This is a genomic window from Paraburkholderia sp. BL17N1 (assembly GCF_003634175.1).
In the GTDB taxonomy this organism is placed as follows: Bacteria; Pseudomonadota; Gammaproteobacteria; order Burkholderiales; family Burkholderiaceae; genus Paraburkholderia.
Map to the genome: position 1 here is coordinate 4,383,323 of NZ_RBIW01000001.1, position 20,763 is coordinate 4,404,085.

General features: G+C 62.2%; 21 protein-coding genes. 13 read left to right on the forward strand and 8 right to left on the reverse strand.

Features of this window, described 5'->3' with window-relative positions; translation table 11 throughout:
- Positions 1 to 56 precede the first annotated feature (56 nt).
- The 3 genes from B0G82_RS19790 to acs all read right to left on the reverse strand — a co-directional run bounded on the left by B0G82_RS19790 (position 57) and on the right by acs (position 4,590).
- On the reverse strand, positions 57 to 2,075 hold the full coding sequence (locus B0G82_RS19790) for a sodium:solute symporter family protein (protein WP_121308560.1): 2,019 nt from the start codon (positions 2,073 to 2,075) through the stop codon (positions 57 to 59).
- Positions 2,076 to 2,079: 4 nt separating this feature from the next.
- Positions 2,080 to 2,460: a DUF4212 domain-containing protein gene (locus tag B0G82_RS19795; protein ID WP_181916770.1), complete on the reverse strand. Its 381-nt coding sequence runs from the start codon at positions 2,458 to 2,460 to the stop codon at positions 2,080 to 2,082.
- 147 nt (positions 2,461 to 2,607) lie between these two features.
- Positions 2,608 to 4,590 carry an acetate--CoA ligase gene (gene acs, locus B0G82_RS19800; RefSeq protein ID WP_116142406.1) on the reverse strand — a complete coding sequence of 661 codons (1,983 nt, stop codon included), beginning with the start codon at positions 4,588 to 4,590 and terminating at the stop codon, positions 2,608 to 2,610.
- Positions 4,591 to 5,096: 506 nt separating this feature from the next.
- Between acs and B0G82_RS19805 the strand changes: the two genes are divergently transcribed.
- From B0G82_RS19805 to B0G82_RS19845, 9 genes are all read left to right on the forward strand, one after another.
- Entirely contained in the window at positions 5,097 to 5,990 is an 894-nt protein-coding gene (locus B0G82_RS19805; RefSeq protein WP_121308561.1) for a DMT family transporter, read from the forward strand.
- 377 nt (positions 5,991 to 6,367) lie between these two features.
- Complete coding sequence (locus B0G82_RS19810) at positions 6,368 to 6,937, forward strand: TIGR00645 family protein (RefSeq protein ID WP_219907300.1); 570 nt, start codon at positions 6,368 to 6,370, stop codon at positions 6,935 to 6,937.
- Positions 6,938 to 6,992: 55 nt separating this feature from the next.
- Positions 6,993 to 8,516, forward strand: coding sequence for a fumarate hydratase (locus B0G82_RS19815; protein WP_116142409.1), 1,524 nt, complete (start codon positions 6,993 to 6,995; stop codon positions 8,514 to 8,516).
- A gap of 189 nt (positions 8,517 to 8,705) precedes the next feature.
- Positions 8,706 to 9,185, forward strand: coding sequence for a bacterioferritin (gene bfr / locus B0G82_RS19820; RefSeq protein WP_121308562.1), 480 nt, complete (start codon positions 8,706 to 8,708; stop codon positions 9,183 to 9,185).
- 143 nt (positions 9,186 to 9,328) lie between these two features.
- Complete coding sequence (gene murI, locus B0G82_RS19825) at positions 9,329 to 10,216, forward strand: glutamate racemase (protein WP_121308563.1); 888 nt, start codon at positions 9,329 to 9,331, stop codon at positions 10,214 to 10,216.
- 215 nt (positions 10,217 to 10,431) lie between these two features.
- Positions 10,432 to 10,668 (forward strand): (2Fe-2S)-binding protein, encoded by a 237-nt coding sequence (locus B0G82_RS19830; protein WP_012432441.1) that lies wholly within the window; start codon positions 10,432 to 10,434, stop codon positions 10,666 to 10,668.
- A 256-nt stretch (positions 10,669 to 10,924) separates the two neighbouring features.
- Positions 10,925 to 11,662: an energy transducer TonB gene (locus B0G82_RS19835; RefSeq protein ID WP_121308564.1), complete on the forward strand. Its 738-nt coding sequence runs from the start codon at positions 10,925 to 10,927 to the stop codon at positions 11,660 to 11,662.
- A 26-nt stretch (positions 11,663 to 11,688) separates the two neighbouring features.
- Positions 11,689 to 12,420 (forward strand): MotA/TolQ/ExbB proton channel family protein, encoded by a 732-nt coding sequence (locus B0G82_RS19840; RefSeq protein ID WP_106285023.1) that lies wholly within the window; start codon positions 11,689 to 11,691, stop codon positions 12,418 to 12,420.
- A gap of 16 nt (positions 12,421 to 12,436) precedes the next feature.
- Entirely contained in the window at positions 12,437 to 12,856 is a 420-nt protein-coding gene (locus B0G82_RS19845; RefSeq protein WP_121308565.1) for a biopolymer transporter ExbD, read from the forward strand.
- 353 nt (positions 12,857 to 13,209) lie between these two features.
- Here B0G82_RS19845 and B0G82_RS19850 read toward each other — a convergent pair whose 3' ends face one another.
- On the reverse strand, positions 13,210 to 14,199 hold the full coding sequence (locus B0G82_RS19850; RefSeq protein WP_121308566.1) for a LysR family transcriptional regulator: 990 nt from the start codon (positions 14,197 to 14,199) through the stop codon (positions 13,210 to 13,212).
- Positions 14,200 to 14,321: 122 nt separating this feature from the next.
- Here B0G82_RS19850 and B0G82_RS19855 point away from each other — a divergent pair, with 122 nt between their 5' ends.
- The 4 genes from B0G82_RS19855 (at position 14,322) to B0G82_RS19870 (ending at position 16,701) form a co-directional block, all read left to right on the forward strand.
- Positions 14,322 to 15,200, forward strand: coding sequence for a pirin family protein (locus B0G82_RS19855; protein ID WP_121308567.1), 879 nt, complete (start codon positions 14,322 to 14,324; stop codon positions 15,198 to 15,200).
- Between the two features lie 138 nt (positions 15,201 to 15,338).
- Positions 15,339 to 15,737 carry an OsmC family protein gene (locus tag B0G82_RS19860; protein ID WP_121308568.1) on the forward strand — a complete coding sequence of 133 codons (399 nt, stop codon included), beginning with the start codon at positions 15,339 to 15,341 and terminating at the stop codon, positions 15,735 to 15,737.
- Positions 15,738 to 15,761: 24 nt separating this feature from the next.
- Positions 15,762 to 16,244 carry an SRPBCC family protein gene (locus B0G82_RS19865; RefSeq protein ID WP_106285027.1) on the forward strand — a complete coding sequence of 161 codons (483 nt, stop codon included), beginning with the start codon at positions 15,762 to 15,764 and terminating at the stop codon, positions 16,242 to 16,244.
- A gap of 193 nt (positions 16,245 to 16,437) precedes the next feature.
- Positions 16,438 to 16,701 carry a hemin uptake protein HemP gene (locus tag B0G82_RS19870; RefSeq protein ID WP_121308569.1) on the forward strand — a complete coding sequence of 88 codons (264 nt, stop codon included), beginning with the start codon at positions 16,438 to 16,440 and terminating at the stop codon, positions 16,699 to 16,701.
- Between the two features lie 289 nt (positions 16,702 to 16,990).
- Here the strand turns inward: B0G82_RS19870 and B0G82_RS19875 are convergent, their stop codons facing one another.
- The 4 genes from B0G82_RS19875 to B0G82_RS19890 all read right to left on the reverse strand — a co-directional run bounded on the left by B0G82_RS19875 (position 16,991) and on the right by B0G82_RS19890 (position 20,350).
- Positions 16,991 to 18,397 (reverse strand): 4Fe-4S binding protein, encoded by a 1,407-nt coding sequence (locus B0G82_RS19875; protein ID WP_116142414.1) that lies wholly within the window; start codon positions 18,395 to 18,397, stop codon positions 16,991 to 16,993.
- Positions 18,394 to 19,239: an FTR1 family protein gene (locus tag B0G82_RS19880; RefSeq protein WP_121308570.1), complete on the reverse strand. Its 846-nt coding sequence runs from the start codon at positions 19,237 to 19,239 to the stop codon at positions 18,394 to 18,396. Before B0G82_RS19880 ends, B0G82_RS19875 begins: the two co-directional genes overlap by 4 nt.
- Before the next feature lie 75 nt (positions 19,240 to 19,314).
- Positions 19,315 to 19,647, reverse strand: a complete 333-nt coding sequence (locus tag B0G82_RS19885) for a cupredoxin domain-containing protein (protein WP_106285048.1) — start codon at positions 19,645 to 19,647, stop codon at positions 19,315 to 19,317.
- A gap of 154 nt (positions 19,648 to 19,801) precedes the next feature.
- On the reverse strand, positions 19,802 to 20,350 hold the full coding sequence (locus B0G82_RS19890) for an iron transporter (RefSeq protein ID WP_116142416.1): 549 nt from the start codon (positions 20,348 to 20,350) through the stop codon (positions 19,802 to 19,804).
- Positions 20,351 to 20,763 lie beyond the last annotated feature (413 nt).

The following is a 20,763-nucleotide window of genomic DNA, read 5'->3' on the forward strand; positions in this document are numbered from 1 at the left end:
GGGAGCCGAATTATAGCAAACTTCGCGCGCCGCGCCATACCCATGCGCGAACCGGCCTAAGGATGCCGGATATAGTCCACCAGCGCCCGCGTGTAAGCGTCCGGTTTCCGGTCGATCAGGCTCACGCCGATCGCCACCAGAAACCCCGCCGGCACGCCGAATACGCCTGAGCTGATCGGCTCGATCCCGAACCACCGCGCGCCGGCGAAACCCGTCATCTGCGTGAAGAACGGGTACGTGGAGACAATGTAATAGATGCACACCACCAGCCCCGCCACCATGCCCGCCACCGCGCCGAGCCGCGTGGTGCGCTTCCAGAACACGCCCAGCACCAGCACCGGAAACAGACTCGAAGCCGCCAGCGAAAACGCCGCGCCCACCAGAAACAGAATGTTCCCCGTATTCAGCGACGCCACGTACGACGCGAACAGCGCCACTCCCAGCAACAGAATCTTCGAGATCGTCACGCGCCGCTGACTCGACGCATTCGGATCGACCATGTGGTAGTACACATCGTGCGACAACGCATTGGCGATGGTGAGCAGCAAACCGTCTGCGGTGGAGAGCGCCGCAGCCAGCGCGCCCGCCGCGATCAGCCCCGACATCACATACGGCAGCCCCGCAATCTCCGGCGCGGCAAGGACGACCATGTCAGGCTGCATCTGAATCTCGCTCCAGCGCACGATGCCGTCGCCATTCGTATCGGCAAGACTGATCAGGCTTGGCTCCACCTTGCGCCATTGCATGAGCCACTGCGGCAAGTCGGAGAAGTGATGGCCGACCAGGTTGGTCAATATCTCGTACTTGATCAGCACCGCCAACACCGGCACCGTCAGATAGAACAGCGCGACGAAGAACAGCGTCCATCCGACGGAGCGTCGCGCCGAGGCCACCGAGGTCGTCGTGTTATAGCGCGTCAGAATATGCGGCAAGCTCGCCGTGCCGAGCGACAGGCATAGCAGCAGCGAAAGAAAATTGCGTTCGTGAATGCGCCGGTCTTCATCACTCACGGCGGGGAACGGCTCATGCATCGGCACCGGCGCGGCCGCGCGCATCAGCATTTCATCGCGTCGCTGGGTCCAGACGATCTGCGCGGCGGCGGCATCGCGTGGAAACTGTTCGAGCGCCCGCTCGCGCTCCTTGATCTCGCGCAGCGGGCCGTTATGGCGGCGTAGATCGGCGACTTCCTGCGTGAGACGCAGTTTCTCGTCGACGAACGATTGCGGCAAGGTGTCGAGCCGCATCTGCATGAACGCGGCACGGCGGCGATAATCGTCGCGCACGGTCTGCTCGAGCGGCGCGTCGCGCACCTGCTTCTCGAGGCCTTCGACACGCTCCATCAAGCGGCCGTAGTTGAATTGCGGCACCCAGCCGAGGCCGTCCTTGTGCGCGATCATCGACACCGGAATCAGAATCGCCGCGATCAGGATGACGTACTGCGCGACCTGCGTCCACGTCACGGCGCGCATGCCGCCAAGAAACGAACACACCAGAATGCCCGCCAGTCCGCAGAAGATGCCGACGGCGAAATCCACGCCGATAAAGCGCGTCGCAATCAGGCCGACGCCCTGGATCTGCGCGACCAGATAAACGAACGAACATAGAATCGCCGCCAGCGCGGCAAGGCCGCGCACGGCGTTGCTCGAAAACCGCGTGCCGAGAAAATCGGGAATCGTGTAGCGCGCGAGCTTGCGCACATACGGCGCGAGCAGGAACGCGACGAGACAATAGCCGCCGGTCCAACCCATCAGATAAGCGAGACCGTCATATCCGGTCGCATAGATCGACCCGGCAAGGCCGATGAACGAGGCTGCTGAAAGCCAGTCGGCCGCTGTCGCCATGCCGTTGAAGGCGGACGGCACGCGCCGCCCGGCCACGTAGTATTCGACCAGATCGGACGTGCGCGACAGCAGGCCGATCACCGCATAGACCGCGATCGGCACGAACAGGAACACATAGCCGATCCACACGCCGGGGCCGGTGGTGCGCTCGATGCGCCACATCACATAGATGAAAAGCAGGAAGCCGAGCGTGTAAAGGGCGTAGGAGCTGATCAGCCGGTTCGTGAGCTTCATCGGCTCAGTTTCCGCGCGCGACCGAAGCGTCGGTGCCGACGCTAGCGCTGGCGCTGGCATCCGCGTCAAAGGCGCGTTTCAACTGGCGGTCGGCGCGCTGCATCAGCACGATATACACGACGATGAGCGCGAGATAGATCAGGATCGCACCCTGCGCGCCGAAGTAGAACGGCAACCTGAAGCCGCCGACCCGCACCTGCGCGAGAGCGGGCGCCATCAGCGGCAAGACGAACGACACGATGAAGCCCAAGGTCATCAACGTCGCGATCAATGCGAGGTTGAAGCGCCAATACTTTTGATGCGCGCGCGCCATCGCTGCCGAGACCGCGGGCGGTTCAGGCAGGGGATTGAGCGTGGCGTGAGAGGAGTGATGCGGCGCGGCCATGCGCCTATGTATCAAAAAGCCACCGGCCAGGCAATCGGGATTGTCCGCCCAGTGGCTTCAACAACGTGGCTTCATGACCAGCAATCCGCGTGGGACCAAGGGTATGCCGTCGACAAACCCTTGCCCTTCACACAGACCCGTGCAAGCTTAAAGCGACTCGCCCAGTTGATCGAGAATCGCCGGGTTCTCCAGCGTCGATACGTCTTGCGTGATTTCCTCGCCCTTCGCGAGCGAGCGCAACAGGCGGCGCATGATCTTGCCCGAACGTGTCTTCGGCAGGTTCTCGCCGAAGCGGATGTCCTTCGGCTTGGCGATCGGACCGATCTCCTTGCCGACCCAGTTGCGCAGTTCGTTGGCGAGTTTCACCGCTTCCTCGCCATCCGGACGCGCGCGCTTCAGCACGACGAACGCGCACACGGCTTCCCCGGTCGTTGCATCGGGGCGCCCCACCACGGCGGCCTCCGCGACGAGCGGGTTCGACACCAGCGCCGACTCGATCTCCATCGTGCCGAGCCGGTGGCCCGACACGTTGAGCACGTCGTCGATACGGCCCATGATCGTGAAGTAGCCCGTGTCCTTGTCGCGCACCGCGCCGTCGCCCGCAAGGTACAGCTTGCCGCCGAGTTCCTCGGGGAAGTAGCTCTTCTTGTAGCGGTCCGGATCGCCCCACACGTTACGCAACATGGACGGCCACGGGCGCTTCACCACCAGAATGCCGCCCTGCCCGTCCGGCACGTCCTGGCCGGTTTCGTCGACGACCGCGGCCATGATGCCCGGCAGCGGCAAGGTGCATGAACCCGGCACCAAGGGTGTGGCGCCCGGCAGCGGCGTGATCATGTGGCCGCCGGTTTCGGTTTGCCACCACGTATCGACGATCGGACAACGGCTGCCGCCGACGTTCTCGTAATACCAGATCCACGCTTCCGGGTTGATCGGCTCGCCAACCGTGCCGATGATGCGCAACGTGGACAGGTCGTAGCTCTTCGGATGCACTTTCTCGTCAGCGTCAGCGGCCTTGATCAGCGAGCGGATCGCGGTCGGCGCCGTGTAGAACAGCGAGACCTTATGCCTCGCAATCATGTCCCAGAAGCGGCCGGCGTTCGGATAGGTCGGCACGCCTTCGAACACGACCTGCGTGCCGCCGAGCGTCAAGGGACCATACGTGATGTAACTATGGCCGGTGATCCAGCCGATGTCAGCAGTACACCAGAACACATCGGACGCCTTCCAGTCGAAGGTCCACTTCAGCGTCTGCGCGGCCCACAGCAGATAACCGCCGGTGCTGTGCTGCACGCCCTTCGGCTTGCCCGTCGAACCGGACGTGTACAGGATGAACAACGGATGCTCGGCGCCGACCCATTCGGGCGCGCATTGATCCGATTCAGCCTGCGTGAGTTCGTGCATCCACAGATCGCGGCCTTCGTTCCATGCGACCTTGCCGCCGGTGCGCTGATAGACGATCACGCTCGTGACTGCTTCGCAACCGCCCATTGCCAGCGCTTCGTCGGCGATGTTCTTCAGCGGCAACGCTTTGCCGCCGCGCATCTGTTCGTCGGAGGTGACGAGCGCGACCGCGCCCACGTCCACCAGCCGTTCGTTGAGCGACTTCGACGAGAAGCCGCCGAACACCACCGAATGCGTCGCGCCGATCCGCGCGCATGCCTGCATCGCGACAATGCCTTCGATCGACATGGGCATATAGATCACCACACGGTCGCCCTTCTTCACGCCGCGCTTCTTCAGCGCGTTCGCGAAGCGCGATACACGCTGCAGCAGATCCTGATACGTGACGTTGGTAACGGTGCCGTCGTCGGCTTCGAAAATGATCGCGACGCGCTCGCCGTTGCCGGCCTCGACGTGACGGTCGATGCTGTTATACGACGCGTTGATCTGGCCGTCCTCGAACCACGTGTAGAACGGCGCGTTCGATTCGTCGAGCACTTTGGTGAAGGGCGTGTTCCAGCTTAGCGTCTCGCGAGCGAGGCGTCCCCAGAAACCTTCGTAATCGCGTTCCGCCTCGGCGGCCAACGCGCGGTACGCGTCCATGCCGGAGATCGCGGCACCTGCCGCTGCTTCAGCGGAGGGAGGGAAAACACGGCGTTCGTGAAGAACCGATTCAATCGCAGACATCGACAACCCCTTGGTGAAGATGAAACGTAAAACCTGTGCCGGCGCGCCTCTGGCGCGCCCTCTGTCTTGTTGACGCCGCAACGAGCGGCGCTGTCTCCAACCCTCGCGCGCCGATCGCCGATCATTGCGCCACGGGCCGTCCGTCTGCACCGATGACTCATGCGGCACCGCAGCATGAATGCATGTCAGACGACGTTCCGCCCTCATGCTCAAACATAAGCGCTGCAACTTACCGGCCACTTACGCGCAACGCGCCGGATAGCCAGCGAAAACCCTAACGCCGCTCCTGTGACTCCAGCGTCGAATGATGAATGCAGCGCGAAGCAACGCATGCTACGCGTTCCACGACGATCATGTATCCGAGCCCGCGCATAGACAGACCGAGCGCGGACCGAACACGCCGCATGCCGTGACGCCGTGCGAACCTCGCATACCCGTGGCGCGCCTTTACGCTGGCTCGCACGGCCTCTTACAATGCTAACTGAACTAGCCGTCCGGATTCCAGCTTGAATCGTTACTCCCTGCTTCTCATCACCTCGATGCTGCTGGTCGGCAGCAATGTCGGAATCGGTAAATCGATCGTCGAGTTCCTCCCCGTCCCTCTGTTCGCGCTACTGCGCTTCGTGATCGCGATAGTCGTGCTGTGGCCGCTTCTGCGCGTGTCCAGACTGCGCCGCGTGAAGCGTGACGAGTGGTTCAACCTTTTCCTGCAGGCCCTGTTCGGCACCTTCGGGTTTACGCTGCTGATGCTCGGCGGCGTGCAACGCACGAGCGCGCTCGCGGCCGGCGTCATCATGAGCACGATCCCCGCGGTGGTCGCGCTGCTCGCGTGGCTCATCCTCAAAGAGCGTCCGAACGGTCGGGCGCTTGCGTCGATCGCACTGGCGATCGTCGGCGTGGTTGTCATCAATCTCGCGCACGTGGATCGGAGTTCGGGCGGCGAAACGTCGTTCGCGGGCAACCTGATGGTGCTTGGCGCTGTGTGCTGCGAATCGCTTTACATCATCCTGTCACGGCGTCTCACGCAAACGCTCGCACCGATCGACATCTGCGCGTACACGCATCTCTTCGGCCTTCTGCTGATGCTGCCGCTCGGCGCGAGCGCGCTGCTCGACTTCGACTATCGCGCCGTGCCGCTCAGCGTCTGGACGCTGGTGCTGTGGTACGGACTGTCGGCGAGCATCTTTTCGTTCTGGTTGTGGATGAAGGGCATCCGTCATGTGCCGGGCAGTCTCGCGGGCGTGTTCAGCGCCGTGCTGCCCGTGGCGGCCGCGATCTACGGCATCGCGTTTCTCGGCGAGCGGCCCACCTTGGCGCACGGCATCGCGCTTGCCTGCGTGGTCACGGGGATCGGGCTGGCGAGCCTGAAGGTCAGACGGGTGCCGCCCGTGGTGTCGTGACTGTTTAAGGCGCGGCCGCCAGGCGCTGGCCGCCGTTCGCAAGGTACTGGGTCAAGCGCGCCGCCTGTCGCCGCGCCGCCATCCTGCCCGCCGCAACGCAGCAAATTCACCCGGCGCTGTACAATAGCGCGCCTGATGCGAGCTTGTCCGGTCTTCTCCGGCCGTGGGTCGCGCCGTCCACTCCGTGGTTTGCGCGCCTGGTCCGCCGCGCACAGGCCGCGTATAGGCCGCGTGTTTGTCATGTATGTGCCGCATACCGTGCATGCCGCGCCGGCGCATTTAGTCCGCGCATTTAGTCCATGTTCCGTCACCTGCGTTTCGTCTGACTCTTGCCCATGACCGCTCCGCGATCCGACTTCGCCCATCAGCGCCGCCCGATGCGCCCGATCCCTTCCATCATCTTCATGAGCCGCTGGCTGCAGTTGCCGCTCTATCTGGGCCTGATCGTGGCCCAGGCCGTCTACGTCGTGCTGTTCCTCAAGGAAGTCTGGCATCTCGTCACGGCTTCCATGACGCTCGACGAAACCAACATCATGCTCGTCGTGCTCGGCCTGATCGACGTGGTCATGATCTCGAACCTGCTGATCATGGTGATCATCGGGGGATATGAAACGTTCGTGTCGCGCCTCGGCGTCGAGGGTCATCCAGACGAACCGGAATGGCTCGATCACGTGAACGCCGGCGTCCTCAAAGTCAAATTGTCGATGGCGCTGATCAGCATTTCGTCCATCCATCTGCTGAAGACCTTCATCAGCCCGGACCAGAATTCGACGCATACGATCATGTGGCAAGTGATCATCCACGTCGCATTCCTTGTGTCTGCGCTCGTAATGGCGCTGGTCGACCGCCTCACCACGCACACGCATCCAAAGCATTTCGAAGAGCCCGCCGTCTTGCACGCCGTGGGCTCCGCTAAAGGTTCCACTCCCCTGAAGGCGCGCGACTGACTCGCCCTGCGCGGCAAGTCTGACAACAAGCGCCACCGTCCCCACTGAGCTAGCCATGACCGTCATCAAACAGGAAGATCTGATTCAGAGCATTGCTGATTCGCTTCAGTACATCAGCTATTACCATCCGCTCGACTACATCCAGGCGCTCGGCCGCGCCTACGAGCTCGAACAGAGCCCCGCCGCGAAAGACGCCATCGCGCAGATTCTCACCAACAGCCGCATGTGCGCCGAAGGCAAGCGCCCGATCTGCCAGGACACCGGCATCGTCACGGTGTTCGTGAAGGTCGGCATGGACGTGCGTTGGGACGGCGCGACGATGGGCGTCACCGACATGATCAACGAAGGCGTGCGCCGGGGCTACCTGAACCCGGACAACGTGCTGCGCGCGTCGATCGTGAGCCCGCCGGAAGGTGGCCGCAAGAACACGAAAGACAACACGCCGGCCGTGATCCACTACGAGATCGTGCCGGGCAATACCGTCGACGTGCAGGTCGCGGCCAAGGGCGGCGGCTCGGAAAACAAGTCGAAGTTCGCGATGCTGAATCCGTCGGATTCGATCGTCGACTGGATTCTCAAGACCGTGCCGACCATGGGCGCGGGCTGGTGCCCGCCGGGCATGCTCGGCATCGGCATCGGCGGCACTGCTGAGAAAGCGATGGTGATGGCGAAAGAATCACTGATGGACCCGATCGACATTCAGGACGTGATCGCACGCGGCCCCAAGGACTGGATCGAAGAGTTGCGTGTTGAACTGCACGAGAAGGTCAACGCGCTCGGGATCGGCGCGCAAGGTCTCGGCGGTCTCGCCACCGTACTCGACGTGAAGATCATGGCCGCGCCGACGCACGCCGCGTCCAAGCCGGTCGCGATCATCCCGAACTGCGCGGCTACGCGTCACGCGCACTTCACGCTGGATGGTTCGGGCGTGGCCAAGCTCGAAGCGCCGTCGCTCGACGCATGGCCGAAGGTGCAGTGGGAACCGGACACCGAGAAGAGCAAGCGCGTCGATCTGAACACGCTGACGCCGGAAGAAGTCGCTGCGTGGACGCCCGGCCAGACGCTGCTGCTGTCGGGCAAGATGCTGACGGGCCGCGACGCCGCTCACAAGCGCATCGCCGACATGCTCGCGAAGGGCGAGAAGCTGCCGGTCGACTTCACGAACCGCGTGATTTACTACGTCGGCCCGGTCGATCCGGTGCGCGACGAAGCCGTCGGTCCCGCAGGCCCGACCACGGCAACGCGCATGGACAAGTTCACCGAGACGATGCTGTCGCAAACCGGCCTGATCTCGATGATCGGCAAGGCGGAACGCGGTCCTGTCGCCATCGAGGCGATCAAGAAGCACAAGGCCGCGTATCTGATGGCGGTGGGTGGCGCGGCGTACCTCGTGTCGAAGGCCATTCGCAGCGCGAAGGTTCTCGCGTTCGAAGACCTCGGCATGGAAGCGATCTACGAGTTCGACGTGCAGGACATGCCGGTGACGGTGGCCGTCGATTCGAACGGCACTTCCGTTCATCAAACCGGGCCGAAGGAATGGCAAGCAAAGATCGGCAAGATTCCGGTCGCGACGGTTTGAACTATTGACATCCGCTGAATAACTCAAAGCCGGGGCCTCAAACCCCGGCTTCTTTATGATGAAATGAGAACGGTACGCATCACGCGAAAAACCCTCTGAAATCCGGCGAAAATCTGATTTTTTGCCTTGGCTTTTTGCGTTTCGCCGTTTATTGTTCTGGGAAATTCAAAGCCCCTATAAGGACACACCATGCAAGGCGACAAGAAGGTCATCGAATATCTCAACTCGCAGTTGAAGAACGAACTGACCGCCATCAATCAGTACTTCCTGCATGCGCGGATGTATAAGCACTGGGGTCTCGAGAAACTCGGCAAGCACGAATACGACGAATCGATCGGTGAAATGAAGCACGCCGACTGGCTCATCGAACGCATTTTCATGCTCGACGGTCTGCCGAATCTGCAAGACCTGCACAAATTGCTGATCGGTGAGGAAACGAAAGAAATCCTCGAATGCGATTTGAAGCTCGAACAGATTTCGCAGAGCACCTGTAAAGAAGCTATCGCGTATTGCGAAACGGTGCGCGATTTCATCTCCCGTGAAATCTTCACGAAGATTCTCGACGACACCGAAGAACATATCGACTGGCTCGAAACGCAAATCGACCTGATCGACAAGGTCGGCATCCAGAACTACCAGCAAACGGCAATGGGCTCGGTCGAGTCCTGATCGCCCTAAGCCGCATCCGCCCGCGCGCCGTTCATGGCTCCGCTTATTTGCGATGACCCACGCCGCGCGGGCGATATACTTGCGCACCTTGCCGTTTTTCCGAGTCTCCCTTGAGCGCTGTGCCGCACGCGTCCTCTCCGTCTATGCCCGCAGAATCCTCCTCCGCGAATACACGAACGTTCACGTCTGGCGCCGGGTCGCGCGCACCGGTCGGCATTTTCGATTCGGGGCTGGGCGGTTTGTCGGTGTTGCGGTCGGTCCGGGCGCAACTGCCTGACGAAGCGATCCTGTATGCCGCCGACTCGCTCTACGCCCCCTACGGCGAGCGTGACGACGACTTCATCGCCGACCGCACGCTCGCCATCGGCGAATGGCTCGTCAAGCAAGGCGCGAAAGCGCTGGTGGTTGCCTGCAATACGGCTACCGCGCAGTCCATCGCGATGGTTCGCGAAAAGCTGCCTATTCCTTTGGTCGGCGTCGAACCGGGTGTCAAACCCGCGGCGCTGCAATCCAGAACCCGTGTCGCCGGCGTGCTCGCCACACAAGTGACGCTGCGCAGCGCCCGCTTTCAGGCGCTGCTCGAACGTTACGCCGCGGATTGCCGCTTTCTCTGCCAACCGGGCCATGGGCTCGTGCAGGCCGTGGAACGCTGCGACATCGGCTCCGCCGAGTTACGTGAGCTGCTGCGCGGCTACTTGCAGCCCATGCTCGACGCGGGCGCGGATACGCTGGTGCTCGGCTGCACGCACTACCCGTTTCTCGATGCGGCGATTCGCGATATCGTCGGCGATCGGCTGATGCTGATCGACACGAGCGTCGCCATTGCGCGGCAGCTTGAACGCGTGCTCGACCAACATGGTTTGCGCGCGGCGTCGCAAAGCGCGGCCACCGTTCTGCCCCGCTTTTTTTCCACGGGCGACGGCACACATCAGCAGCAATTGGCCGCTACCCTGCTGCATATCGACGCCACGGTCGAACAGGTGTCGATCCCCTCGCGCCGCACGGCAGCGCCTGATTCCCAAGCCGCATAACTGCCGCCCAAGCGCGTTTTTTCAGGGCACCGAGCGGTTTTTCGGCGGCTTTTTAGGCCACTTCGCGCGCCGCCCGCCAACTACGCGCGCCACCGCTCCATAGACGAAACCCTTCTAAGAGTCTGGTTTTGTTACAAAAAATCACGCAGGACGCTTGCCAAACGGCCCAAACAAAATGATAATAATTCGCATTAACGTTAGCTATGACGCCCGCCATGATTGTCTGTGTCTGCAAGTCTGTTTCTGACCGAAAGATCCGTGCTTCGATCGAGGAAGGCATGGATTCGTTCGACGAGCTCCAGTTCGAGCTCGGCGTCGCATCCTGCTGTGGCAAGTGCGCCGATTCCGTGCGCGACGTCATGATGAAAAGCGGCGTCTGTGCGAGCCGCTGTGGTTTCGAGCATCACCCGCAAGCTGTACCGCTGACGTTTTACGAACGCAAAGCGGCCTAAGCCAGCCCTTAAGGCGCGGCTCGCTCCGCGCCTCGGGCGCCTCGCGCCCAATGCCGTTCTCGCTGTTCCAGCGTTATCCCACTGCCGTCAGCAAGCCAGTATTCGTACCAGCCAGCTACCCGCTCACCCGTCACAGGAGTTCGAGATGGAATTGCTGATTGGTTTCGTGACTACTTTGTTCATTTCGCTGCTGATTTTTCGAACATGACGATGTCCTGTCTGACGCGCTGCATCGACAGCGCGCCACCACGTTAACATGCCGGCCTCGCCTATCGTTTCAGCCGGCGCCGTGCCGGCTTCGTCTACCCGACTGAACTCCCGCGTCCTGACCGCAACCGCCGTGGTTGCAGCGATTCACGTCGCGCTGCTTGCCGTGATCATGACCCTGCGTCATGAGCCCGTGCAGCCCGTGCTCGAGTCGCGCGTCATGACCGCGCAGTTGCTGCCGCCGGCGCCGGTTGCCGCGCCGGTCGCGATTCAGTCGATCGCGCCGCCGCCACCCACGCCGACGCCACCGGTTCGCACCAAGCCGAAGGTTCAGCCGAAACCGGCTCCCACGCCCAGACCGACGCCCACACCTCTACCGGTGGCCGCCGCGCCGTCACCCACGCCCGTCGCCGCGCCCGATCCGACGCCGCCCGCGCCTGCCGCACCGGTTGCGCCGCCCGCGCCTGCTGCTCCCGCGATCGGCCGTCAGACGATGGAGATCAGCGCGCCCAAAGACATATCGCACCTCACGTGCAACATCGTCAAGCCGGATTACCCGGCGCTGTCCAGGCGCCGCGGCGAGACTGGCGCGGTGATCGTGAGTCTCGTGGTCGGCGTGACCGGCAAGTTCGAAAACGTCGCTCTGAAAAAGAGCAGCGGTTTCAGCCGCCTCGACGACGCCGCGCTCGAAGCGGTGCGCGCGAGCGCCTGCCAACCCTATCTTGAGAACGGGCAGCCGGTACGGGTCCCGACCACCCAGCGTTACGACTTCAATCTGAACGATTGAGGCAGCTTTTAAAAAAAGGAATTGCAATGCAAAACTACGGACTGGCGCACGTCTGGGCGCAAGGGGATTTCGTGACGCGCGGCATCGCGCTCGCGCTGTTGATCATGTCGGTGATGTCGTGGAGCGTGATCGTCATCAAAGGCTGGAATGTGATGCGCCTGAACCGACTCACGAAGAACGCCGAACAGGCGTTCTGGCATTCGGACGATCTCGCCGACGGCGTGAAGAAGCTCGGCGCCGGTTCGTCGACGCCGCAGGACAATCCGTTCCTCGCGCTGGCGCTGTCGGGCCAGGAAGCGGCCGATCATCATCATCAGACGCAGCCGCATCTGCATGACCGCATGGACGTGTCGGACTGGGTCACGCGCTGCCTGAAAGACACGATGGACGAAAGCGTCGCGCGCATGCAGAGCGGTCTCGCGATTCTCGCGTCGATCGGCAGCACGGCGCCGTTCGTCGGTCTGTTCGGCACGGTGTGGGGCATCTATCACGCGCTGCTGGCCATCGGCGCGAGCGGTCAGTCGTCGATCGATCAGGTCGCCGGTCCGGTCGGCGAAGCGTTGATCATGACCGCGTTCGGCCTGTTCGTCGCGATTCCGGCCGTGCTCGGCTACAACGCACTGACGCGCGCCAACAAGGCCGTGGTCGCCAAACTGAGCCGCTTTGCGCATGGCCTGCATGCATTCTTCGTGACGGGCGCGCGCCTGTCGTCGTCCAAGCGCGGCGACGGCCTGCGCTTGGCCGCACGCACGAACTGATCGACGAGGCACTCCGATGGCAATGAGCCCCTTCGCCGGCGACGATGACGACGGCCTGATGAACGAAATCAACATGACGCCGCTCGTCGACGTGATGTTGGTTCTCCTGATCGTCTTCATGGTGACAATTCCGGTGATCCGTCACGCGGTCAAAATCGATCTGCCGCACGCAAGCAGTCAAAAGGAAGACACCAAGCCCGCGCAAGTCACGGTCACAGTCGACGCGGACGGCAACGTCACGTGGGACGACAAGAAGGTCGACGAAGCCGCGCTGAGCGCGAAGATCGCGGAAGCCGCGCAAGCGAACCCGCAGCCTGAGCTGCATCTGGACGCGGACCGCAAGGTCCCGTACGAGAAAGTGGCGCAAGTGATGGCGGCCGCACAGGCCGGCGGCCTCACGAAGATCGGCTTCGTGACCGAGCCGAAAAGCAGGTAATGTGGTGAAAAGCCCTTGAAACAAGGGCCAAAAAGTAAAAGGCCTTCATCTGACGATGAAGGCCTTTTTTGTGCGCACTCGGCGCCTTCGGGCGGCGGGATCATTTGCCATCGGTCGAAGATTGATAGCTACTCGAATCACCACATGCGACAGCCGTGATCGACACGGACAGCGCGGTCAGCCCTATCAGGCCGGCTATCATAGCGGCCATGAGTTTCCGCATAAGAGACTCCTTAGCGAAGGGATTTCACTATATGCCCGTGAGCCCGCGCAATCAAGCAAACAGCCATTGAAAGTACTCATGACAGGCCACGCTTAAATGCTAAAAGCGATGCCACGGCCCGTGAGAACTGCTATGACGCGATCGCGAACATCGGCTGCGCAGGAACGACCTTTTCCTCGCGCGCCGGACACTCGCCCATGATGTGCTTACCCTCGTCGGGATCGAGCATCTCGACCAGATAATCGACAAAGGCGCGCACGGCCGGCACCATTCCCTGGCGCGACACGAATACAGCGTACAACTGCGGCGTCGGAAAGGTCCAGCCCGGCATCACCGGCGACAATTGCCCGGCTCGCAGCGCAGCGCCGTACATCATCTCCGGCAACGCCGCGATACCGACGCCGGCGAGCACCGCTTCACGAATCGTCATCAGATCGGCGGTCACGAGGCGCGGTTCGTGTTCGTGCGCGTGACGCGTGCCGTCGGGCGCGATCAGGTTGTAGACGTGACGCCCGTCGCCGGTCGGCACGTCGAGCGTTTCGAAACCGTTCAGGTCGGCCGGCAGCAACGGCGGCGCGTTCTGTTGCAACAGGCTCGGCGCGCCGACCAGCATCTGTTCCGTTCGCCACAGCGGCCGCACGACGATGTTGGCATTTTCGGGCGGATCGGAGCGCACGCGCAGCGCGACGTCGATCGAATCCTCGAACAGATCGACCACGCGGTTCGTCACGCGCATCACCACGCGCACTTCCGGATAGCGATGCATGAATTCGGGCAGGATCTGCGACAGGATGGTCTGCGAAACCGTGACGGGCACGCTGACGCGCACCGTGCCGCGCGGCGACGAGCGCAGTTGCTGGACGACGTTGACGGCCGCCTGCGCCTCGCTCAGCATCGCCTGACAATGCTGGTAGAACAGTTGACCAGCTTCGGTCAACGCCAGCTTGCGGGTGGATCGCTGCAGCAGCCGCACGCCGAGCGACGCCTCCAGTTCGGTCAGCCGGCGCGACAGGCGCGACTTGGAAATTCCCAGCACGCGTTCGGCGGCGGAAAAACCGCCGTGTTCGACGACCTGCGAAAAATACATCAGGTCATTCAGATTGTGTGAATCGATCTTCATCTCATCGTTCCAGTAATAGAACAATCCATTGCGTGAGGACGGCTGGCACCCCCGAAAACGGTCCCTATAATAGCTCCATGTTTCAAAAATAACGCTATTCCCGATTTTTTGAGGTGACTTTGATGAGCACGACCCGCACGATCGAACGTACGTTTCCGGCCGTTCGCACGACCGAGGGTGGCGGCTTTATCGTCCACCGCCCGTTTCCGACCCGCCTGTTGATGGACTTCGATCCGTTCCTGCTGCTCGACGAAATGGGGCCGATCGACTACGCGCCGGGCGAGGCAAAAGGCGCACCGGACCATCCGCATCGCGGCTTCGAGACGGTCACGTATGTGCTCGAGGGCCAGTTCGGCCATAAGGATTCTGCCGGCCACTCCGGCACCCTGCACGCCGGCGACGTGCAATGGATGACCGCGGGCGCGGGCGTCGTGCACAGCGAGATGCCGGACCCGTCGTTCGTGCGCACGGGCGGACGCGTGCACGGCCTGCAGCTCTGGGTGAATCTGCCACGTCGCGACAAGATGATCGCGCCGCGCTACCAGGAAATGCCGTCAGCGAGCATTCCCGTGGCGACCTCCGCGGACGGCAAGGTGCGCGTCAAGGTGATCGCCGGCGAAGCGCTCGGCGTTAAAGCAGCAATCGAAACGCGTACGCCGATCCTGTACCAGCATTTCTCGCTGCAACCTGGAGCCACGATCCAGCAGCCAGTGCCGGACGACTATCGCGTGTTTGCGTACAGCCTGTCCGGTAAGGGCTTTTACGGCGAAGGCGAAGCGCGTCAGGAAATCGACGCGCAGAAAATGGTCGTGTTTCAGAACGATGGCGACTCGGTGACGCTCACGGCCGGCGCGGAGCCACTCGAGGTGCTGCTGCTAGGCGGCGTGCCGCTGAAGGAGCCCGTGGTGCGCTACGGACCGTTCGTGATGAACACGGAAGACGAGATTCGCCAGGCCGTCGTCGACTACCAGGCTGGGCGCATGGGCACGATCACGCATTGAATCGCCAGCGGGCGTGTCGCAGCTAAGGCGCGAAGGCCGGTAAATTCGTTCACAATAGCAATTCAGGCCGCGCGCCACGCCGTTCACTGATAACGGGCCGTGGCGCGCGGCAATTTCCGTCCCTGTTCAGGAGCGCGCATGGCAGAGTCCACCGTCACCGCCCACATCGGCTCGACGAATTTCCAGGTTCTTTTCGACGACGGCAAGCACACATGGCTGGCCGACGAACCCGAGTCGCTCGGCGGCGGTGATCGCGGGCCGACGCCCGTGTCGCTGCTGCTGTCGAGCCTCGGCGCATGCACGTCGATTACGCTGAAGATGTACGCTCAGCGCAAGGCCTGGCCGCTCGCCGACGTGCGCGTGACGCTCTCGCTCGAAACCGGCGACGCGGGCACGACCATCGACCGTAAGATCGTGCTCGAAGGCGATCTGTCCGACGAGCAGCGGGAACGGCTTTTGCAGATAGCCAACCAGTGCCCGGTTCACAAGATCCTCACGCATTCGATCACGATCCGTTCGGGGCTCGCCGTCGCTTAAACGCTTTCATAGGAAGCTGTCGTTTTGAATTTCGAACACCTTATCCAGATCAACGACCCGTTGAATCCGTTTGTCGAATCGATGACCCGCGCGCAATTGTGGGAAGGTCTCGTGCTGCGCGCCGAACAGCCGCAGTTGTTCGTGATGGGGCTCGACAGTTGCACGATCCTTTCGCGCGAAGGCAACGTACTCGAACGGGAATTGCACTACGGCCAAGCCACGGTGCGCGACCGCGTCACGCTCGAGGAAAGCCAGAGCGTGCGCTACGACATTCTGCCGACGGCCGACTACGTGGGCGGCTCGCTCACCATGACCATCGAGCAGCCGGACGAGTTGCAGTTGTTCCTGCGCTTCGAATACGCGACCACGCTGCCCGAATCTACCGATCCGGATGCGCATCAGACGCAGGAGATCGTGAAGTCGGCGTATCGCGAGAACGATATCGATACCGTTCGGCTGATTCGTCAATACGTGCAGGCGAAGCAGGAGCCCGGCACGTTGCATTGAACATCGCGCGGGCAGCCCTGCCCGCCAGCGAGCGCAAGACCGCCCAACGACCGGGCGGTCGTTTTCCCGACGCTGTTCCGCCTTAAAACCTCTCTGACTATCGAAACTCAAATCCGATCAATTTCTCTTTCTTGTAAATAGGAATAGTTATCATTTAGAATTAGTTCATCGAATCGACTAACAGCTAAAACGAATGACCGATCTCACGCGCCCTTCCACACTCAGCCTGCGCCGCCCGGCTGCCGCGCTGACCAGCCGTCCAAAAACATCGACGGCAACGGTGACCGGTCAGAAGCCCGGCGCGTCGGATCGCACCAACGGGTCGGGCGAGACATCGCAGCGGGTCGTTCACAGCGACACGTTGCTGCAAGGACATAGCCACGTCAGCATCGTCCATAACGGCGAGACCTACCAGCTGCGGGCAACGCGCTTAGGCAAGCTGATTCTGACGAAGTAGGAACGAATAGCAGTTAGTACCGGGTATTGTGGGGACCACCTCCCAGAGAGGTGTTGGGCAGTAGCCAGCCACGACGGCTTGCACGTGAGAACTAGACCCCTTCGTGCAGACACCAAGCCAGCCGTCGCAGCAAGCCAGGCCGCTTTTTTCGTTCTCACTCGATACGGCGACACGCTTGAACGTGCGTCGATCATGCGAAAAATGAAAAAGCCGTGGGATGATTTCATCTCCACGGCTTTTTGTTTGGGCAAGCGCGGACTACTGCAAGCGCGCTAATGCGTCGAATGAGTTACTTGGAAGCCCAGCCCCAGAACATCAGCCACCACGCGCTGTCGACCACGGCCAGTGCCGCGGCGAACCACACCATCGCGAGGCCGCGTTGAACGAAACGCTCGCTGTAGCGGCGCGTTACGAGCCAGGCGAGCCATGCGCTCCACAGGTTGGCAATCGCCAGAATCGCGATACGCATATCCGACGCCCACCACAACGACAGATGCTCCGCGCGCAGCAGCGACAGCGTGGTCGCGGACAGGCCGAGAAACACGCCCGCGCCGGCAATCGGAATCAGTCCTTGCGTCAAATGATGCAGACGCACGCCATCGAAGCGCCCCAGCATGCGCGTCGCGCCCATCAGCAGCACTAGCAGCACGGTGCCGTACACCAGCGCCGTGGCAAGGATGTAGCCGATCAGCATGGTGCCGTCGAGCCACGAGAAGACGTCGTTCTGCTCGGGGTAATGCGTGAACAGGAACCACGGCGCGTTGGTGTCGAGCGGCCATGTGATGTCGTGATCGACCAGCCAGTTCGCGAGGAAAATCTTCAGATCGACGAACCAGCGCGACGCGGTCCAGTGGAACGCGCCGATCGCGATGCCGAGCAGGCCGTACAGGATCAACGCGGTGTCCCACGGGTTGGCCTGCTTGTCGCCCAACTGCACCACTTCCGACGACGGCGCGCGCCACGTCAACGCAATCGCGTCGCGGTGGCCGCTGCAACGGCCGCACATATGGCAATCCGATGCGCCCTTCATGTTGCGCAACGGCACGAGCGGCGCGCAATTGATCGGAATCACGCGATGCCCATGCTCGCCGTTCTTGTACGAACGGCGCCATGCCTCTTCATCGACTTTGTAGTGAAACGGCGCGAGCCGCGCCAGAAGCGAAAAAACCCCGTTGACGGGGCAGAGATACTTGCACCAGACACGCTTCTCACGCCCGTAGAGCAAGCCGATGATCATCGCCGCGAAGGTCGAGCCGCCTAACACCAGCAGCACGGCTTTCGGATACTGGTAGACGCTCACCATCTGTCCGTAGATGGTGGTGATGCCGAAGGCGACGAACGGCCAGCCGCCCCAGCGCATCCAGCGTGGGATCGCCCAGCCTCGCCCGTACTTGCTGGCGAATTCGGCGAGCGCGCCTTCGGGGCACAGCACGCCGCACCAGACGCGGCCGAGCATGACCATCGAGAGCAACACGAACGGCCACCATATACCCCAGAACACGAACTGCGCCGCGAGCGTCAGGTTGTTCCACAAGTGCGCCGAGTCGTCCGGCAGCGGCATCACTGCCGGCACCAGAATGAGAAACGCGTACACCGCCACCACGACCCACTGAATGCCGCGAATCGCGGCACCGTGACGCTGCATCCACTGCCCGGCCGCGGCGAGGCGGCCCGGGCGGGTCATTACCGTACTCATGCCGTGCGCCCAGCGGCTTGTCGTGCCGGCTTGCGATTCGCGCGGCGCAGCAGCAGGTAGACCACGCCCCAGTAAGCCGCATAAGCGATCAGATTCATCAGCGCCGGGTGAGCGCGATAGCCGGTGAGCGTGGCGACCAGCGAACCGAAGGTGCTCGAATCGTCGAGGATCGCCGACGAATTCCACATCTGGTCGACGATGGTCGGCAGGATTTCCTTGTCGATCAGCTTGTCCACACCGGTCTGAAACAGACCCGCGCCGAGGAACAGCAGCATGATTTCCGTGATGCGGAAAAAGAGCCGCCACGAGAAGATCTTGCCGCCCAGTTGCAGGGCGTAGAAGGTCAGGAACGCTAGCACCAGGCCGATCACGACCGCGAGCATCTGGCTGGCGTCCACGTGACCCGACTGGCCGAAGCCGAGTCCGTACAGAAAGATCACCGTCTCGCTGCCTTCACGCGCGATCGCCAAGGCCACCAGCAACGCGACACCCCACCAGTTCGAATCGCGCTGGCTTTTCTGCAGCGACTGTTCCATGTCGCGCTTGAGCGTGCGGCCGTGCTGCTTCATCCACAGCACCATCTGCACGATCAGCACGCAGGCGACCAGCACCATCGCGGTCTGGAAATAATCCTGCGCGTCGCCGGAGAGCACTTCGGTGAAACCGACCAGCGCGGCGCCGAGCGCTACCGCCGCAATCAAACCGGCCGCCACGCCGCCCCACAGGTACGGCAAACCGCGGCGCGCGTCGTCGTCGCCATTTTTCAGCCACGCGTACAGGATGCCGACGACCAGCAACGCCTCGACACTTTCCCGCCACACGATGAATAGAATCTGCCCCATCAAGCTCTCCCTCTGCCCTTCTACTGCTTGTGCGAACGACGGGCCGTTCACGGCCTGCACTCGCCTCCCAAGCCCTTACTTCGCGACGATGACGCCCTGCGCCTGCTGGTGGAAATCGTCGAAAAACTTGTACTCGCCCGGTTCGAGCGGCGCGATCACAACGAACGAATCCGCGCCCGGCGCCAACACCTTTTCTTTACGCAACTGCACGCTTTCGAATTCGGCCGCGCCTTTGCCCGTGTTGCGCACTTCGATCTTGATGCGCTGCCCCGCCGGCACTTCGATGCGGGCCGGGTTCAGCTTGCCGTCGTTCATTTCCAGCTTGAAGGTCGGCAGGTCGGCTGCATGGGCCGCGCTTGCCAGCAAAATCGTGGCGGCGAAGGTCGCGATCTTTCGGTTGATTCTCATTAGCCCTTCCGGAAAACGCAGCGCGTTGGCGGTCGACCGCCGACGCGCCGTCTGCTGCAATGGCTCGTTCAGCCTCGTTCGGTCACTCATTGACACTCGCTGATCACCCGCGCACGCGCGGCCACGCGTGCTCGCGCGCGATGATGCGCGGCGATCAGTAGCCGCCCTTCTTGCCGATGCCGGCATAGGCGAAGTCGTATTCGAGGGTGATCGGCTTGAACCACGGACCCACGCCGGTTTCCTTGTCGACGTGGCGGCCGAACGCCATATGGCCTGTTTGCATCGGCGCTTCGACGATCATCTTCAGGTGGTACTTACCCGGGCCTTGCAGCTTGACGTTGTCGCCGTAGTGCGGGCCGTCGTTGGCGACCATCGCCATCAGGTCGCCCTTTTGCGTCTGAGTCGAACCGGCCTTCGTCAGTTCATAGTGCACTTGCAGATACGGCATCCAGTCGCCTTCCGCGAAACCGGTCGGATTGTTCTTGACCGCGTGAATGTCAGCTTCGAGGTGGATGTCCGAATCCGAGGCTTTGCGCATCATGCCTTCGGGTTCCATCGTGATCGGCTGCAGATAGACCGCGTTGATTTCCATGCCGCCGTGAATCTGCTGTTTGCCGATGGGATATTCCGCCGCCGCTGCCGAGAAAGCCGCGACCGCGGCCACCGCTGCCGCGCCGCCACGTACAAATGAAGAAATCCGCATTGAAACTCCTTGTTTTTATCAGACTGGAATCGAACCCATTGGAACAGTGCGTCGCGCACGCCTTGCGATGCAGCGGCGCATGAGCGCCCCGATCGATCGCCGGCGGGCTGGCCGTTACGAACGTTAATGCGAACCATTCTCAATATTGGTCGAGTTTATCATTGATCGCGAGGGAGAACAAATGAGAGCGCGCGGCAAGCCTTGTGGCAGCAGGGTCTTAAGGCAGACTTAAGGAAGCGCTGGGGAGGAAGTGAGGCGATGGCGGGCGAGTGCCCGGCATGGATTAACCGGGCGCGGCGCATTGCCGCGCCCCAGGCGCGCGGACGACTTAATCGACGCCCGACACGTGATCGCCGACGTTCGCGCCGAACACGCGCTGGCGCAGCAACGCGAGCTGGTCGCGGGTCTGCGCG